Origin of the sequence: Actinotalea sp. JY-7876, from assembly GCF_014042015.1 — a bacterium.
Classification (GTDB): Bacteria; Actinomycetota; Actinomycetes; order Actinomycetales; family Cellulomonadaceae; genus Actinotalea.
On the sequence record NZ_CP059493.1, the window covers coordinates 1,184,538 to 1,200,482 of the forward strand.

The following is a 15,945-nucleotide window of genomic DNA, read 5'->3' on the forward strand; positions in this document are numbered from 1 at the left end:
CTACCACCGGCGCAGGAGCCTCTTCTCGGCGACGCCGATGAGGGCGTCGGTCAGCTTGCCCAGCACCGCGAGGGTGACGAGGGAGAGCAGGATGCGGTCGACCCGACCGTTGTTGGTCGAGTCGGTGAGCAGGAAGCCGAGCCCCATCGACGACGCGATGAGCTCGGCCGCCACGAGGAACAGCCACGACTGCGCGAGCGCCAGCCGCAGCCCGGACACGACGGCGGGCGTCGCCGCGGGCAGCTGGACACGCAGCAGCAGCGCGGGCCCGCGCAGGCCGTAGGCCCGGCCCACCTCGACCAGGTGCGGGTCGACGTGGCGCAGCGCCGAGGCGACGGTCGTGTAGACGGGGAAGAAGGCGCCCACCGCGACGAGCAGGACCTTCGAGTCCTCGTTGATCCCGATCCACAGGATGAACAGCGGCACCCACCCGAGCGACGGCACGGCCCGCACGGCCCCGACCGTGCTGGCCAGGAGCGAGTCCGCGAGCCGGGACAGCCCCACGAGCGCCCCCGCGCCGAGCCCGGCGAGCGACCCGATGAGGAACCCGAGCAGCACCCGCTGGACGGAGATCTGGATGTGCGTGCCGAACGTCGGGCCGTTCTCCCAGGTCGCCAGCTCGACGCCCGCCCGGACCACGGCGCCGGGGGAGGGCAGCTGGTGGGGCGCGAAGGTCCCCGTCACCTCCGTGGCGACGTACCACGTGAGGAGCACGAGCACCGGCACGACGAGCGAGAGCGCGACGCGCCCGGCCCGGCCCACGCCCCGGCGCGCCGCACCGTCGGCCGCCGGGCGCGGGCGCTCGACCGTCACGACCCCGTGCTGCGTGACGAGGGCGGGGTCGGACGGCGCGGCGTCCTGCGGTCCCGCGTGCGGACCCCGCGGCAGGTCCGGCGCGCGCGGCGGACGGCGGTCCTGGTCCGCGGCGGGACCCGCGCCGGTGCTCCCGAGCACACTCATGTCGGCTCCTCGGCTCGCTGCCGGTCAGTCCGCGATCGTGGACGCGTCGGCCTGCTCGGCGAACTGCGTGTCGAACAGCTCGTCGATCGCCGTGTCGATCTGCTCCTGGGACCGGACGTCGCCGGACTCGACGAAGATCGGGCCGACCACCTCGAGCACGTCCCGCTGCGCGTCGCCGGGCACGACGTCGAGGTCGATCACCGTGCGCTCGAGGATCACCTTCTGCGCGACCGCGAGGTCGATCGCCGCGACGTCGGCGAGGATCTGCGCGGTCTCGTCCGGGTGCTCCAGCGCCCACGCGCGCGCCCGCTCGTACGCGTCGAGCACGAGCTGCGCGAGGTCGGGGTTCGAGTCGATGAACTCCTGCGTCGCGTTGAGGAAGCCGTAGGTGTTGAAGTCGATGTTGCGGTAGATCAGCTGCGACCCGGCCGTGGCCTCGCTCGCCGCCATCAGCGGGTCGAGCCCCGACCACGCGTCGACGGCACCGGACTCGAGCGCCGCCTTGCCGTCCGCGTGCTGCAGGTTCTGGACCTCGACGTCGCCCAGGGCGACGCCGTGCTCCTCGAGGGACTGGAGCAGGAAGAAGTACGGGTCGGTGCCCTTCGTGGCCGCGACCGAGCGGCCGGCGAGCTGCTCGACGGAGGTGATGTCCGAGCCCGCGGGGACGACGATCGCCGACCACTCCGGCTGGGTGTAGAGGCCGATCGTGCGGATCGGGGAGCCGTTGGCGCGGGCGAGCAGGGCGGCGGAGCCCGCCGTGGAGCCCACGTCGACGGCGCCGGCGCGCAGCGCCTCGTTGGCCTTGTTGGACCCCGCCGACTGGACCCAGTTCACGGTGACGTCGTCGCCGAGCGTCGCCTCGAGCCAGCCCTCCTCCTTGATGATCAGGCTGAGCGGGTTGTACGTGGCGAAGTCGATGGTCAGGACGTCGTCGCTCCACGCCTCGTCGCCGGCGGACGCCGCCGGCTCGGGCGCCTCGTCGATGGTCGCGGAGCCCTCGCCGGCCGCGCAGCCGCCGAGCATCAGGGCGACGGCAGCGGTCGCCGCGGTGACGGACAGCGTGGTGCGGATGCTCATGGCTTCTCCAGGACGGGCGGGCGGCCGGTGGCCGCCTGGGTGGGTGGTGCGCGGGTGGTGGTGCGGCGGTGCGGTGGTGCGCGGTCGGTGGTGCTCTGGGTCAGATCGAGTGGTGCTGGTCGGGGTCGACCGGCTCGTGGTGGCTCGGGACGCCGAGGCCGTCGAGGAGCCGCGCGCGCAGCAGCGCGAGCTCGGCGTCGGCCCGGTCGCGCGGCCGGGCGCCGGGGACCGTGACGACGCTGCGGACGCCGGCCGGCGCGGACCGGGGCGCGCCGTCGGCGCGGCCGAGCAGGACCACGCGGTCGGCGAGGTACAGCGCCTCGTCGACGTCGTGCGTCACGAGCAGGACGGTGGTGGGCTCCGCCGCGTGCACGTCGAGCAGGAGGTCCTGCATCTGCAGGCGGGTCAGTGCGTCCAGCGCCCCGAACGGCTCGTCCAGCACCAGGACCCCCGGGTTGCGGGCCAGCGCCCGGGCGAGCGACGCGCGCTGCGCCATGCCGCCCGAGACCTGGCGGGGCCGGTACCCCGTGCAGTCGCCGAGGCCCACGAGCTCGAGCAGCTCGGTGACCCGGCGCGCGCCCGCGGCCCGGTCGGTCCCGCGTGGCAGGCCGATCGCGACGTTCTGCGCCAGCGTGCGCCACGGCAGCAGGCGCGGCTCCTGGAAGGCGACGGCGCAGCGGGCGTCGACCCCGGTGACCGGCCGCCCGTCGATGAGGATCTCCCCGGTCGTGGGCGTGTCGAGACCCGCGACCTGGCGCAGGAGCGTCGACTTGCCGCAGCCCGACGCCCCCAGGAGCGCCACGATCTCCCCGGGGACCAGCTCGAGGTCGACGTCGGCCAGGACGGGCTTGGGTGCGCCGCGACGGTCGCGGGCAGGGAACGTCCGGCCGACGCCGCGCACGGCGACGCCGTGGGCCGGGTGGGTGCGCACGCTGGTGGGGGCGGAGATCGCCATGACGGGTCCTCGGGTCCTGCCGGCACGCGAGCGAGGGCTCGCGCCGGGCCGCGGGAGAGCGGGGCGGGGAGCGGGGGTGAGCGCCGGCGGCCTAGGTCCGTCGTCGGGCCGGGACGGACCGGCTCAACCGAGGCGGTGCGTCAGGCGCCGGCGCGTGGCATGCACAGACAGCAGCCACAGCCGAAGGGCATCATCGGCAGCGCCATCGACACGTCCTGGAGACGGTGCACGGCGCTACCTCCCTTCGGTCGGGTCCCGCGCGGACCCGGCGGGAGCCGGTCCGACATGCGAGACGGGTTGCCCGCTGGGCAAGACCCTCGTCGCGAGGCTAGGCGCGCGGCGGGCGGCAGGGCAACGCCCCGGGGCGTTCGTACCGCATGGCGAGACGCGCGTCTCAGGAACGCGCGGGCGGCCGGAGGAGCGCCGTGAGCACGAGCCCGGCGGTCAGGCCCCAGAAGGCCGAGCTGATGCCGGCGAGCTGGAGGCCCGACGCCGTCACGAGGAGCGTGACCGCCGGTGCCACGGCCGCCACGCCGACCCGGGTCGCGAACGCGCCCCGCAGCGCCGCCGCGAGGGTCGCGACCAGGGCGAGGCCCGCCGCCGCCTCGACCAGGCCCCCGGGCGCGGCCAGTGCGATCGCGGCCACACCCGCCGACGCGAGCCCGACGGTCACGTAGCCGAGTCCGGCGGTCACGGCGGCGCGCCAGCGGCGCTCGGGATCGGGCCCGGCCTCCGGTCCGGCCACCAGCGCCGCGCTGATGGCGGCGAGGTTGATCGCGTGTCCGCCGAACGGGGCGACGAGCACCGTGCCGAGGCCGGTGGTGAGCAGCACGGGGCGCAGTGAGGGGTGGTAGCCGAACCCGGCCAGCACGGCGAGCCCCGACAGGTTCTGCGACGCCATGGTCACCACGAAGAGCGGCACGGCGAGGGACACGACGGCGGCCACGGTGAGGGCCGGCGTGGTCCACACGAGGTCGGGCAGCCACGCGGACGCGTCCAGGTCGCGGACCGCGGGGGAGGTGAAGGCCAGCCCTGCGGCCGCGACGAGGGCCGCGGGCGAGGCCCACCGCGGCGCGAGCCGCAGCAGGAGCGCCCACACGACCACCACGGGCGCCACGAGCAGGGGCGCCTCCGCGAGGCCACGGACCGGCGCGAGGCACAGGTCCAGCAGCACGCCTGCGAGCATCGCGGCCGCGAGGTCGCCCGGGATGCGCCGGACGAGCTCCGCGAGGGGCGTGACGAGCCCGACGGCGGCGAGCAGGAGGCCGCACACGGCGAACGCGCCGACCGCGGCCGCCCAGCCGCCCTCGACGGCGCCGGTGGTGGCCAGGAGCGCCGCACCCGGGGTGGACCAGGCGACCGTCACCGGCTGGCGCGTGCGCAGCGCGAGCAGCACGGTCGCGAGCCCCATCCCGACGCTCACCACCATGAGCCCGGAGGCGGCCTGGGCGCCGGTGGCCCCGACGGCCCGCAGGCCCGCGAGGACCACCGCGAACGAGCTGGTGAAGCCGACCACCGCCGCGACGACGCCCGCCGTGGTGGTCTGGTCCGGTGCTCGCACGGGGCGCACCCTAGGGCGCGCGCCGGTGTCGTGGCCCGTGCCGGTCCATGCCTCGGTCAGTCGGTGGGGACCTCGCGCCGGCTCGCCAGGGTGTTGAGCAGGGCGGCGGCCGTCGCGGCGTCGTCGACGGTGACCACGACCCGCCGGCCGCCGGTGCGGTGGACGCGCAGCGCATCGCCGCCGCGCACGACGACCCCGGTGGTGCCGTCACGGCCGGTGCGCAGCCCCCACCCGCCGAACTCGGCGAAGGGCCGCGCCGGGACCACGTCGGCGCGCTCGATCTCGTCCAACGGCACGCGCAGGACGGGCGCGCGCACCACCGAGCGTGCCGCCAGCCCGTCACGGTCGACGGTGACCGTCCACTGCAGCATCGCGGCGACCACCGCCCCGACGACCACGGCGATCGCGCCCGAGAGCCACCAGGTCCCGGTCATGGCGCCGACGATCAGCGCCGGCGCCACGACGGCGAGGCACATGGCGGCCGGGTGGCGCGGCCCCGCCCGGCGCACCCACACCGCGCTCTCGGAGTCGCCGAGCGCGAGCCGCGGGGCATCGGCGGGCGGCACGGAGCGCGCGGGACGCGGCGTGTCACCGGGGACGAGGCACGCGACGGCCAGCGCGGCGGCGCTCACGACGACGGCGCCGAGGGCGACCTGCCCGCCGCCGGAGGGCGCGGCCGACGCGTCGGCCAGCCCACGCTGGCCGACGAGCGACGCCAGGAGGGTCACCTGCATGAACCCGGCGAACCACACGGCCATGCCGCAGGCGAAGCGGCGCGTCATCGCGGCCTGGCCGGCGAAGGCGCCGACACCGGCCATGACCAGGCAGAAGACCGCCGTCGTCGCCGCGATGCCGAGCACGAGCGGCGGGAGCGCGCTGTACCCGTCGACGCCGTCGGCGCCCCAGTGCGACGCGACCGGGTCCGGCAGCTCGCCGCGCCAGGACCAGACCACCAGGAGGCCGGCGAGGGTCAGGAGGGCGGGCACGAGCAGGGTCCAGATCAGCGTCGTGCGCCGGTGCGGAACCGGCCCGGGCAGGACGGGGCGCGCGTCGGGTCCGGCGGTCGTCATCGGAGTGCCTCCTTGAGCAGGGCGATGGTGGTCTCGGGGGCGACGCCGAGCCGGCGCGCCGTGGCGGCGACCTCGGCCACCGCGGCCTGCAGCGGCGTGAAGTCGACCGCGACGTCGGCGCTCACCACCGCGCCGCGGCCGCGGCGCAGCTCGATGAGGCCTTCGTCGCGCAGCTCCTGGTAGGCCCGCAGGACCGTGTGCAGGTTGACGTCCAGGGACGCGGCGAGGTCGCGCGCCGAGGGCAGGCGCTCACCCGGGGCGACGTCGCCGCGCGCGATCGCCGAGCGCACCTGCGCGGCGAGCTGCGCGAACAGGGGCTCGGTCGAGCCGGCGTCGATCCGGAAGAGCATGGAGCCAGCATAGTTGTTACCCGACAACTAGAACAAGGGCTGGTCGCCGTCGTCGGCCACGCGGACGGTCGGGGCGTCGCCCCGGTTCCAGCGGAACAGCACCAGGTGCCACAGTCCCGGCCGTTGCCGCGAGGGGTCGATCAGCCCGTTCGCGCCGGCGTCCAGGAGCCGGTCCCTGACCGTCCACGACGGCGGGGTGCCGCCCGAGGCGGCGATCTCCTGCCACGGGGCGGCGGCGTCCGCCGGCGAGATGCCGGTGGACTCCAGGGCGGCCCGATCGCGCAGGTCGACGATGCCGGACGCCTCGACCTCGATCCGGAGGATCTCGAGCGCCGCCGACCGCGCTGTCCGGTGGGCGGTCATCGCGACCCCGACGCCCTCGACCGACGAGCTCAGGTAGAGCGTCGGCTCGTCGGGCCTCGAGTAGCGCCCCGCCGAACGCGAGCCGGTGATCGCGTGCTCACGGAACCGGGGATCGACCGCCCGGTAGAACGTGCCGCGCACCGTCGGGGCGAACAGCACGTCGGCAGGGGGCACGGAGCCATCCCACCAGGGCGCCCTCGGGCCGGCCACCCGTGGGCCGGCCACCCGTGGGCCGCACGGCAGAGAGGGACTCAGAGCGAGCGGACGATGTCCACGGCCTGCTCGAGGCTCAGCATCGGGAGCCGGCGCATGACCGCGCGGGTGGCGGCGAGCTCGCCCTCGGTGTCGCGGACGGTCCGTAGCGCGTCCTGGTCGAGGCCGGCCCGAGCGGCCAGCAGCGATCCGGCGAAGGTGCGCGCGAGCTCCTCCCGCCGCCGTCGCCTGTCCACGGTGGTCGTCGCCGTCACGACGACAGCCAGGACGACGGCGAAGCCGCCCGCGACCGCGGACGCCGCAGGTCCCTGCGCCGCCGCGACCGCGAGCGCGCCGGTCACCCCGAACGCGAGGAGCCACATGAGCACGCGCAGCACGCGCCGGCGCCGGATCTCGTCGGCACCGGGCGGGCCGCCCAGGGGTCGGCCCTGCGTCATCGACATCTCGTCCCCCGTCGCCATCGTGGAGGCGCCAGGGTAGGGGCCGGCGCCGCGAGCGCCACCCGCCGGACGGGTGCTCCTGAGTCGCGGCCTAGATGTAGAGGGCGGGGTCCTCGACGTGCTCGGTCAGCGGCGACGCCACGGGACGGCTCCGGACCACCGCGGGCACCCCGACGGCGGTGGCCCCGGCCGGGACGTCCTTGACCACGACCGCGTTCGCGCCGATCTGCGCGCCGTCGCCCACCCACACGGGACCGAGGATCTTCGCCCCCGCGCCGACGACGACGCCGTCGCCGAGCGTCGGGTGGCGCTTGCCGCGGCGCATCGCCTTGCCGCCGAGCGTCGCGCCGTGGAACAGGACGACGTCGTCGCCCACGACAGCCGTCTCGCCGATGACGATGCCCATGCCGTGGTCGATGAAGAGCCGTCGGCCCAGCAGCGCGGCGGGGTGGATCTCGATGCCGGTGGCGGCCCGCACCGCCTGCGAGAGCAGGCGGGCGGGCAGCCGCAGCGCGGGCTCGCGCCACATGCGGTGGGCCACCCGGTACGCCCACACGGCGTGGACGCCCGGGTAGGCCAGAGCGACCTCGAGCAGGGTGCGCGCGGCCGGGTCACGCCGACGAGCGGCGTAGAGGTCCTCGCGCAGGACCCGCAGGAAGCGCCAGAGGTGCTCCACGCGTCAGTCCATCAGGTCCGAGTAGAGGACCGACGTCAGGTAGCGCTCGCCGAAGGACGGGACGATGACGACGATCAGCTTGCCCGCGTTCTCGGGGCGCTGGGCGACCTGGACGGCGGCGTGGATCGCGGCACCGGAGGAGATGCCGACGAGCAGGCCCTCGCGCTGAGCGGTGTCGCGCGCGACGCGGACCGCGGTCTCGGCGTCGACGTCGATGACCTCGTCGTAGACCGACGTGTCCAGGATCTCCGGCACGAAGTTGGCCCCGATGCCCTGGATCTTGTGCGGGCCGGGCTGGCCACCGTTGAGGATCGGCGACTCCGCCGGCTCGACGGCGATGACCTGCACGCCCGGCTTGCGCTCCTTGAGGACCTGCCCGACGCCGGTGATGGTGCCGCCCGTGCCGATGCCGGCGACGAGGATGTCGACCTGGCCGTCGGTGTCCGCCCAGATCTCCTCCGCCGTGGTCGCGCGGTGGATCGCCGGGTTCGCCTCGTTGGCGAACTGGCGGGCCAGGATGGCGCCCGGGCGCTCGGCCGCGATCTGCTCGGCGCGGGTGACGGCGCCCTTCATGCCCTCGGAGCCCGGGGTGAGCACGAGCTCGGCGCCGAAGGCGCGCAGCAGGGCCCGGCGCTCCTTGGACATCGTCTCGGGCATCGTGAGCACGACGTCGTAGCCGCGCGCCGCGCCGACCATGGCCAGCGCGATGCCCGTGTTGCCGCTCGTCGCCTCGACGACCGTGCCGCCCGGGGGCAGCTCGCCGGACGCCTCGGCGGCGTCGATGATCGCGACGCCGATGCGGTCCTTGACCGAGTTCGCGGGGTTGTAGAACTCGAGCTTGGCGGCGACGGTCGCCCCGGCGCCCTCGGTCACGCGGTTGAGGCGGACCAGCGGCGTGCCGCCGATGAGCTTGGTGACGTCGTCGTGGATGCGTGCCATGGGGAGTCCTCGTCTGTGAGCCTGCGGACGCAGGTCGCCGAGAGTGCGGCGGGTGGGAGTGGAAGACAGATCTCGTTGATCGCTGCTGCAGCGGTGAACCACACGGCGGTGGCGATCATTCCGCTGCGGGGGCGAGCGCCGGGAGCGGGGAGGTCGACCGGGGCGTCCGCACACGGGGACGCACGCCCGGCCGGCGCGTGCCGGCGCTCTACCGACAGGAGGCGCGACAGGGCCCGTCGGGGGTGACCCCCGCCGGACGTCCGCTCGCGCGCTGCATGGTCGGGACGCTAGCGCGCGCCGCTCGCCCGCGGCAATCGCGGCTCGCGGGCGCGCCACCCGCTAGCCTGCCCTGCGTCGGCGCCCCCCGCGCGCCACCGCCCCCAGGAGGTCCCGTGCGCCTGCTCGACCGGCCGCCGGCGGCCGCCGCGCGCCGGGCGCTGGGCTCCTGGTGGGGCAAGACCTCGGTCGCGGTCCTCGCGGTGCTGCTGGTCGGCGTCGGCGCGCTCGCGGCCGGCGGCGGTCTGCGCGCCGCGGACCTGGAGGAGGAGCGTGTCGTGGCGGGGGAGCCGGTCGACCTGGGGCGGATCCGGGCGACGGTCATCGACCACACGGTCGCGTCGGACATCCTCACCTCGGACCTCGAGTACGTGGGCGGCGAGGCGTGGCTGGTCGTGCGCGCGGTGGTCGAGGTCCTCGACGACGAGACCGTCCAGATGCTGCCCGACCTCATCGGCCTCCCGGACGACGTGGAGCTGGCGCTCGAGCCCGAGGACAGCGGGTACCACCAGTACCCGGTGTGGGTCCTGTCCGCCGACGGCAGCAACCGGCCGAACCTGCACCCCGGCCTGCCGCAGGAGATCCTGCTCGCCTGGCCGCTGGGGTCGGCGCAGGTCCCCGAGCCGCTGGACGTCGCGGTGCTGGGGTCGGAGCAGTACTTCAGCCGCTTGGAGCACGGTCCCTCCTGGTCCCCGCCGGCCCCGGTCGCGCGGCTCGAGGTGCCTCGCGCGCCGCAGCTGCCGGACGCGGTGCTCGCGCACCTGCGCGAGGACGCGCCGTGAGCGCGCGGCGTGGCCGCGAGGCGGTCGTGCACGCGGTGGTCGTCGCCGTCGTCCTCGCCGGCGGCCTGGCCGTCAACCACGTCCAACGCTACGGGGCGTCGGTCCGCTCGTTCGTGGCGTACGGGGAGCCGGGGGAGCGCCTGGACGTGTGGCCCGGGAGCGTGGTCGTGCACGGGGTCCGGGCGTCACGCACGCTCGACGTCAGCGAGAGCACGATGTTCGGGGACCCGCCCCCGCCGCCACCGACGGACGGCGTCTGGGTGGCCGTCGACCTCGCCGTCGCCGGGGGGGACCAGCCGGGCCCCGTGCCGCGCGTCCAGCTCGTCGACGCGTCGGACCGCACGTTCGAGCCGACCAACCGCGCTCGCGCGAGCTATCCCGGCCGCGCGCAGCCGGGCTCGCAGCACCGGTGGGAGGTCGTCTTCGAGATCCCGGCCGACGCCGTCGGTCCCGTGACCGTCGTCGTGGCCGATCGCTTCCCGTACCAGCTCGGCGCCGAAGCCCACGTCGCGACGCACGTCGGGCCGGTCTCGGACGAGCCGCTCGTCCCGGACGCGGCGGCGCTCGTGGAGCCCTTCGGATGAGCGCCGCATCGGGCCGCCGCAGCGCCGGCCGGGGCCGGCTGCGACGGCACGCCGTGCCGCTGGCGCTGCTCGTGCCGGCGCTCGCCGCCTTCACCTGGACGGCGTCGTCGGACGCGCGCGCGGGGTGGTGGCTCGTCGAGAACCACGTCCCGGTCCGGGCCGGCGCTGACGGCTGGGCCCGGATGCCCGACGTCGTGCTGCGGCTCACCGAGGTGGAGCGGGTGCGGGTGCTCACGACCGACTTCGACGGGCCGTGGTCGCCGCCGCCCGGCTACGCCCTGTGGCGCGTGGGGGTCGAGGCGCGCTCGGACCTGGCGGAGCCGCGGTACTGCGACTTCCGGGTGGTCGACGAGCGCGGCCGCTCGTTCTCCGCGCCCGAGGGGCCCGCCGCCGTCCCCGGGACGTACTCGACGACCCTCGACTGCGGCGGCGGGGTCACCGAGGAGATCGTCGCTGTGCCGGGGGAGGACGAGGAAGAGCAGGCGCCGCGACCCGGGCAGTACGTCAACGAGGCGTACGTGCTGCTCCCGACCCAGGCCCGGCCGGTCGAGGTCCGCGTCTTCACCACCAGCCGGGACGGCGGCTTCGGGCCGGCGTACGCGGCGCTGCCCGTTCCCGACGAGGACTGAGGGCCGCTCCTCGCCGCAGCGCCCGCGGCGCGTCCGAGCGCCTCAGCGGCGGCGCAGGCGCAGCGTGTCGGGCAGACCGAGGCGCACGAGGACGGCGTTGGCGGCCGACGCCACGAGCGCGAGCGTCAGGACGCGCGCCGCGATGACCCCCGCGCCGTCCACGAAGTCGTCGAGCGCGTCCCAGCCGAGGTACGTCTGGGGCCCGATCACGGCACGCATCCCCTCCCACAGGAGGAGGTCGACGTTGTCCGTGAGGAGGAAGGCGGCGCACACGACCAGGACGGGCCGCCACCCCGCGCGGGCGATCAGCCCAGCCGCGCCGATCACCGCGCCGAAGCGGCGCTCGGGGTTGGTGAGCAGCGTCAGCGCGCGCTGGGTGCGGTGGTCGCCCACGCGGGCGACGACCGCGCCGATGCGGCCCGCGGCCAGGTCGCGCGTGTGCATCACCTTGGTCGCCTCGACGCCGTAGACGACCGCGGCGAGGTTCAGCCAGGCGAGGGGCACCACGATCGCCGTGATCGCCGCCGCGAGGAGGAGCTCCCCGCCCGCGAGGGCGCTCTCGACCCACGCCGCCAGGTGCGGGGTGCGCAGGGCGACGCCGGACCACCACTCCTCCAGGGCCACGCCCGCGACACGCGTGCGCCACCACACGGACGCCGTGCCGAGCGACTCACGCACCACGACGGCCCCGAGCACGATCCAGACCGCCTCGCAGTAGCCGGCACCGAGCTGCAGCCAGGCGCGGCGCCCGGCGCGCGCGGCGGGCGTGCGACGGACCAGCATCGTGAGCAGCCGGCGCACGGCCAACGCGCCCACGACGGTGCCGAGGACGGCGACCGACGTGGCCTGGGCCAGGCGGTCGTAGATGTCACCGCCTGACCACGAGACGTCACCCGCGACCGCGTACCCGAGCGCGTAGGAGTCGTCCACGAGCGCGCCGTCGTGCTCGTAGATCAGCAGGAACGGGATGAGCACGGCGGCCGCGGCGATGACGAGCGTGGATGCCGCGCGGGCCCGGCGGCGCACGGCGGCGAGCCGGCCCCCCGCCGGCGCCGCGGCGGTCTCGAGCGGGCTCCCGGCGTCCGGCGCGTTCCGGCTGCGGAGCACCAGGAACATCGCGACGACGCACAGCAGCTGGACGAACGGGATGACGGCCTGCACGAGGTTGCTCAGCACCGCCGACGTGCGCGTCGTGACGACGGCCAGGTCGAGCAGCAGGGTGCGGGAGACGTAGGCGACCACGGCGAGGAGCGTCAGCGCGGGCCAGTGGGTCGCCACGAGCCTGCCCGCGTCGCGCAGCACGCGGGCGGCCTCCCGCAGCACCGGCTCGGCGGCCTGGCGCGCCGGCTCGGCCACCTCCTCGAGCAGGCCGCCGGCCGCGGTCCGCGCGGGCGCCGGGGCGGGCGGCGGCGGGGGCGGGGGCGCGGGCATGGCGCCGAGGCTAGCGGTGGCGCCGCGTTCGCGCGGGAGGCGGGCCGTGGGCCGGGCGGAGCGGGCGACGGGAATCGAACCCGCGTAGCCAGTTTGGAAGACTGGGGCTCTACCATTGAGCTACGCCCGCACGCTCCCGGACGGGAGCGGAGCCCAGGTTACAGGGACGGGCGAGGCCCGGGTGACGCGGGACGACGCGGCGGTCGGCAGTACGCTCGCGGTGCCGGACGCAGGCCGTCCGCCGGGATGTGGCGCAGGTTGGTAGCGCGTCCGCTTTGGGAGCGGAAGGTCGTGGGTTCGAATCCCGCCATCCCGACCAGCGCGATCCCGACCAGCGCGATCCCGACCGGGGGCCGGCGGGGCCGCTGCGTGCGGCGGGTCGGGCGTGCCGTACGATCGACGGGCTGAGCGTGGCTCACGCACGCCTGCCCGCACACGCCAGGAGCCGCCGTCGAGCGAGCGCCTGCCTCCCGCCGGGGTCCCCCGGCCACCGTTCGAGCCGTTGGAGATCACTGCTGTGAAGAGCGCCGTCGAGACCATCGATGCCACCACGGTCAAGCTGACCGTCGAGGTGTCCCACGACGAGCTGAAGCCGAGCATCGACCACGCGTACGAGCACATCGGCTCGCAGGTCCAGGTCCCCGGCTTCCGCAAGGGCAAGGTCCCCGCCCGCATCCTCGACCAGCGCGTCGGACGCGCCGCCGTCATCGAGCACGCCGTCAACGACGGCATGGCCGGCTTCTACCGCCAGGCCGTCACCGAGGCGGACCTGCGGCCCATGGGCCAGCCCGACATCGAGGTCACCGCGATCCCGGCCCTGACCGAGGCCGAGGGCGGCCTCAGCTTCACGGCCCAGGTCGAGGTGCGCCCGACCATCGAGGTCCCCGCGCTCGACAGCATCACGGTCACCGTCGACGACGTCGCCGTGAGCGACGAGGACGTCGACGCCCGTCTCGACGCCCTGCGCGAGCGCTTCGGCACCCTCGTGGGCGTCGACCGGCCGGCCGCCGAGGGCGACTACGTCGTGCTCGACCTCGTCGCCTCGATCGGTGACGAGGAGGTCGACTCGGTCAGCGGCATCTCCTACCAGATCGGCTCCGGCAACATGCTCGAGGGCCTCGACGAGGCGCTGACGGGCCTGTCGGCCGGCGAGACGACGACGTTCGAGACGGAGCTCGCCGGTGGCGAGCACGCGGGCGAGAAGGCCCAGGTCAAGGTCACCGCGACGACGGTCAAGACCCGCGAGCTCCCGGCCGCGGACGACGAGTTCGCGCAGCTCGCGAGCGAGTTCGACACCCTTGCCGAGCTGCGCGACGACCTGCGCGAGCAGGTCGCCCGCACCAAGGCGTCCAACCAGGCCGTCCAGGCGCGCGACCTGCTCCTCGAGCAGCTGCGCGGCGGCGTCGAGATCCCCGTCCCGAACGGTGTGATCGAGGCCGAGGTGCACCGTCACCTCGAGAACGAGGGCCGCCTGGAGGACGACGAGCACCGCGCCGAGGTCGGCGAGCAGGCCCGCGAGGCGCTCGCCAACCAGATCCTGCTCGACACGCTCGCCGAGCAGCTGCAGGTCCGGGTCTCGCAGAACGAGCTCGTCGAGTACCTCGTGAGCGCGTCCCGCCAGTACGGCATGGACCCGAACACCTTCATCAAGACGGTCGACGAGCAGGGGCAGATCCCGGCCATGGTCGCCGAGGTCGGTCGCTCGAAGGCCGTCGCCGTCGCGCTGCGCCAGGTCTCCGTCGTCGACTCGGCCGGCGCGGCCGTCGACCTCTCGGAGTTCATCGGCACGGACGACGAGGACGCCGAGGAGCTGGACGTCGCCGACGAGGCCGTCGAGGACGGCCAGGAGACGGCGGAGGTCGAGTCCGAGGTCGAGGCCGACGCCACCCCTGAAGGCGACGCCAAGGCCTGACGCCCCGTCGTCAGGACGCCTCTCACGCAGGCCCCGCACCGCGCGCGGTGCGGGGCCTGCGCGCGTCGGGAGGGCTCCGCCGCGGACCTCCGCCGTCAGCGAAAAGCGCGCGGCCCGGGGCGTGGAGGGACGGGGCGTCACGTTAGGGTCACTGCACACCGCGAAGGGGCCAGTGGTACCACCACGGCCACCACCGACGGACCTTTGGACGGACGAGGAGAGTCGTGAACGAGACGAGCCACGCAGCACCGCGCGACGCACGCGGTGACGGCCCGAACCTGGGCCTCAACGACCACATCTACAACCGGCTGCTGCGCGAGCGGATCATCTGGCTCGGGTCCGAGGTCCGCGACGAGAACGCGAACGCCATCTGCGCGCAGATGATGCTCCTGGCCGCGGAGGACCCGGACAAGGACATCTTCCTGTACATCAACTCGCCCGGCGGCTCGATCACGGCCGGCATGGCGATCTACGACACGATGCAGTACATCCAGCCGGACGTGGCCACGGTCGCGATGGGCATGGCCGCGTCGATGGGGCAGTTCCTCCTCTCCTCCGGTGCCAAGGGCAAGCGCTACGCGACCCCCCACGCCCGCGTGATGATGCACCAGCCCTCGGGCGGCATCGGTGGCACGGCGACGGACGTGCGGATCAACGCCGAGCTCATCCTGCACATGAAGAAGGTGCTGGCCGAGCTCATCGCCGAGCAGACCGGGAAGTCGGTCGAGCAGATCAACCGCGACTCGGACCGCGACCGCTGGTTCACGGCGCAGGAGGCCCTCGAGTACGGCTTCGTCGACAAGGTCGTCACCCACTCCGGGTCGGTCGCCGGCGGCGGCGGCACCACGAGCGCCTGACGCCCAGCCACCACCATCTCCGAGGAGCACCCGTGAGCACCGAGCACCAGTTCATCTCCCGCGCCGCGGCCCTGGCCGGGTCGCACGGCGGCCGCGCGCTGCCCTACGGCGCGCCGTCGTCGCGCTACGTCCTGCCGCAGTTCGAGGAGCGGACCGCGTACGGCTTCAAGCGCCAGGACCCGTACACCAAGCTCTTCGAGGACCGGATCATCTTCCTGGGCGTCCAGGTGGACGACGCGTCGGCCGACGACGTCATGGCCCAGCTGCTCGTCCTGGAGAGCCAGGACCCGGACCGCGACATCATCCTGTACATCAACTCGCCCGGCGGCTCCTTCACGGCCATGACGGCGATCTACGACACGATGCAGTACATCAAGCCGCAGATCCAGACCGTGTGCCTGGGCCAGGCGGCCTCGGCGGCGGCGGTCCTGCTCGCGGCCGGGTCCCCCGGCAAGCGCCTCGCGCTGCCGAACGCCCGCGTCCTGATCCACCAGCCGGCGATGGAGGGTGGCGGCTACGCGCAGGCGTCCGACATCGAGATCCACGCCAACGAGCTCATCCGCATGCGCGAGTGGCTCGAGGCGACGCTCGCCCACCACGCCGGCCGCGACGTCGAGCAGGTGCGCAAGGACATCGAGCGCGACAAGATCCTGTCGGCCGAGCAGGCGCGCGAGTACGGTCTCGTGGACCAGGTCCTCGAGAGCCGCAAGGCGGCGGTCCTGCCCTCCTGAGGGTCTCCGCCCGCCCGGGACCACCCCGGGCGGGCGGCAGGACACGCCGCCTGACCTGTGCGTGCTGACAGGCGGCGCGCCGTGGTGTGCAATGGTCGACAGGAGCGGTCCGGGACGGACCGCGGGTGAGGAGAGCTCA

General features: G+C 75.0%; 17 protein-coding genes and 2 tRNA genes. 7 read left to right on the plus strand and 12 right to left on the minus strand.

Annotation, left to right across the window (positions count from 1 at the left end; all coding sequences use genetic code 11):
- The 10 genes from H2O74_RS05615 to cysK all read right to left on the minus strand — a co-directional run bounded on the left by H2O74_RS05615 (nt 1) and on the right by cysK (nt 8,604).
- Entirely contained in the window at nt 1-960 is a 960-nt protein-coding gene (locus H2O74_RS05615) for an ABC transporter permease (RefSeq protein ID WP_182113501.1), read from the minus strand.
- 24 nt (nt 961-984) lie between these two features.
- Nucleotides 985-2,037, minus strand: coding sequence for an aliphatic sulfonate ABC transporter substrate-binding protein (locus H2O74_RS05620; protein ID WP_182113502.1), 1,053 nt, complete (start codon nt 2,035-2,037; stop codon nt 985-987).
- Between the two features lie 100 nt (nt 2,038-2,137).
- A complete protein-coding gene (locus H2O74_RS05625) occupies nt 2,138-2,992 on the minus strand; it encodes an ABC transporter ATP-binding protein (RefSeq protein ID WP_182113503.1) in 855 nt (284 codons plus the stop codon).
- Nucleotides 2,993-3,386: 394 nt separating this feature from the next.
- Nucleotides 3,387-4,553, minus strand: a complete 1,167-nt coding sequence (locus tag H2O74_RS05630; protein ID WP_182113504.1) for a benzoate/H(+) symporter BenE family transporter — start codon at nt 4,551-4,553, stop codon at nt 3,387-3,389.
- A 56-nt stretch (nt 4,554-4,609) separates the two neighbouring features.
- Nucleotides 4,610-5,623 carry a DUF1648 domain-containing protein gene (locus H2O74_RS05635; protein ID WP_182113505.1) on the minus strand — a complete coding sequence of 338 codons (1,014 nt, stop codon included), beginning with the start codon at nt 5,621-5,623 and terminating at the stop codon, nt 4,610-4,612.
- Complete coding sequence (locus H2O74_RS05640) at nt 5,620-5,973, minus strand: GntR family transcriptional regulator (protein ID WP_182113506.1); 354 nt, start codon at nt 5,971-5,973, stop codon at nt 5,620-5,622. The genes H2O74_RS05635 and H2O74_RS05640 overlap by 4 nt, the downstream gene beginning before the upstream one ends.
- A gap of 27 nt (nt 5,974-6,000) precedes the next feature.
- Nucleotides 6,001-6,510 carry an RES family NAD+ phosphorylase gene (locus H2O74_RS05645; protein WP_182113507.1) on the minus strand — a complete coding sequence of 170 codons (510 nt, stop codon included), beginning with the start codon at nt 6,508-6,510 and terminating at the stop codon, nt 6,001-6,003.
- Nucleotides 6,511-6,587: 77 nt separating this feature from the next.
- Complete coding sequence (locus tag H2O74_RS05650) at nt 6,588-7,010, minus strand: hypothetical protein (RefSeq protein ID WP_182113508.1); 423 nt, start codon at nt 7,008-7,010, stop codon at nt 6,588-6,590.
- A gap of 70 nt (nt 7,011-7,080) precedes the next feature.
- Nucleotides 7,081-7,665, minus strand: a complete 585-nt coding sequence (gene epsC, locus H2O74_RS05655; RefSeq protein ID WP_182113509.1) for a serine O-acetyltransferase EpsC — start codon at nt 7,663-7,665, stop codon at nt 7,081-7,083.
- Nucleotides 7,666-7,668: 3 nt separating this feature from the next.
- Nucleotides 7,669-8,604, minus strand: coding sequence for a cysteine synthase A (gene cysK, locus H2O74_RS05660; RefSeq protein ID WP_182113510.1), 936 nt, complete (start codon nt 8,602-8,604; stop codon nt 7,669-7,671).
- 392 nt (nt 8,605-8,996) lie between these two features.
- On the opposite strand from cysK, the gene H2O74_RS05665 reads away from it, so the two are divergent.
- Genes H2O74_RS05665 through H2O74_RS05675 form a run of 3 tightly spaced genes read left to right on the plus strand, consistent with a single transcriptional unit; the run spans nt 8,997 to nt 10,875 of the window.
- Nucleotides 8,997-9,662, plus strand: a complete 666-nt coding sequence (locus tag H2O74_RS05665) for a hypothetical protein (protein WP_182113511.1) — start codon at nt 8,997-8,999, stop codon at nt 9,660-9,662.
- Nucleotides 9,659-10,246: a hypothetical protein gene (locus tag H2O74_RS05670; protein WP_182113512.1), complete on the plus strand. Its 588-nt coding sequence runs from the start codon at nt 9,659-9,661 to the stop codon at nt 10,244-10,246. The genes H2O74_RS05665 and H2O74_RS05670 overlap by 4 nt, the downstream gene beginning before the upstream one ends.
- Nucleotides 10,243-10,875, plus strand: a complete 633-nt coding sequence (locus H2O74_RS05675; RefSeq protein ID WP_182113513.1) for a hypothetical protein — start codon at nt 10,243-10,245, stop codon at nt 10,873-10,875. The genes H2O74_RS05670 and H2O74_RS05675 overlap by 4 nt, the downstream gene beginning before the upstream one ends.
- 42 nt (nt 10,876-10,917) lie before the next feature.
- On the opposite strand, the gene H2O74_RS05680 is transcribed toward H2O74_RS05675, so the two are convergent.
- Together H2O74_RS05680 and H2O74_RS05685 are read right to left on the minus strand one after the other, a co-directional pair.
- A complete protein-coding gene (locus H2O74_RS05680) occupies nt 10,918-12,306 on the minus strand; it encodes a hypothetical protein (protein WP_182113514.1) in 1,389 nt (462 codons plus the stop codon).
- Between the two features lie 59 nt (nt 12,307-12,365).
- A tRNA-Gly gene (locus H2O74_RS05685) sits at nt 12,366-12,436 on the minus strand.
- 112 nt (nt 12,437-12,548) lie between these two features.
- Here H2O74_RS05685 and H2O74_RS05690 point away from each other — a divergent pair.
- The 4 genes from H2O74_RS05690 to H2O74_RS05705 all read left to right on the plus strand — a co-directional run bounded on the left by H2O74_RS05690 (nt 12,549) and on the right by H2O74_RS05705 (nt 15,806).
- Nucleotides 12,549-12,625: transfer RNA gene (locus H2O74_RS05690), tRNA-Pro, on the plus strand.
- Nucleotides 12,626-12,823: 198 nt separating this feature from the next.
- Nucleotides 12,824-14,218, plus strand: a complete 1,395-nt coding sequence (gene tig, locus H2O74_RS05695; RefSeq protein WP_182113515.1) for a trigger factor — start codon at nt 12,824-12,826, stop codon at nt 14,216-14,218.
- 224 nt (nt 14,219-14,442) lie between these two features.
- Nucleotides 14,443-15,075, plus strand: coding sequence for an ATP-dependent Clp protease proteolytic subunit (locus tag H2O74_RS05700; RefSeq protein WP_304518621.1), 633 nt, complete (start codon nt 14,443-14,445; stop codon nt 15,073-15,075).
- A 32-nt stretch (nt 15,076-15,107) separates the two neighbouring features.
- On the plus strand, nt 15,108-15,806 hold the full coding sequence (locus tag H2O74_RS05705; RefSeq protein WP_182113516.1) for an ATP-dependent Clp protease proteolytic subunit: 699 nt from the start codon (nt 15,108-15,110) through the stop codon (nt 15,804-15,806).
- Nucleotides 15,807-15,945: the final 139 nt, after the last annotated feature.

Coding starts and splice junctions, on each gene's coding strand:
- H2O74_RS05680 (WP_182113514.1), bottom strand. CDS start 12,306: ATGCCCGCGCCCCCGCCCCCGCCGCCGCCCGCCCCGGCGCCCGCGCGG.
- H2O74_RS05640 (WP_182113506.1), bottom strand. CDS start 5,973: ATGCTCTTCCGGATCGACGCCGGCTCGACCGAGCCCCTGTTCGCGCAG.
- cysK (WP_182113510.1), bottom strand. CDS start 8,604: ATGGCACGCATCCACGACGACGTCACCAAGCTCATCGGCGGCACGCCG.
- H2O74_RS05620 (WP_182113502.1), bottom strand. CDS start 2,037: ATGAGCATCCGCACCACGCTGTCCGTCACCGCGGCGACCGCTGCCGTC.
- H2O74_RS05625 (WP_182113503.1), bottom strand. CDS start 2,992: ATGGCGATCTCCGCCCCCACCAGCGTGCGCACCCACCCGGCCCACGGC.
- H2O74_RS05615 (WP_182113501.1), bottom strand. CDS start 960: ATGAGTGTGCTCGGGAGCACCGGCGCGGGTCCCGCCGCGGACCAGGAC.
- H2O74_RS05635 (WP_182113505.1), bottom strand. CDS start 5,623: ATGACGACCGCCGGACCCGACGCGCGCCCCGTCCTGCCCGGGCCGGTT.
- H2O74_RS05650 (WP_182113508.1), bottom strand. CDS start 7,010: ATGGCGACGGGGGACGAGATGTCGATGACGCAGGGCCGACCCCTGGGC.
- H2O74_RS05675 (WP_182113513.1), top strand. CDS start 10,243: ATGAGCGCCGCATCGGGCCGCCGCAGCGCCGGCCGGGGCCGGCTGCGA.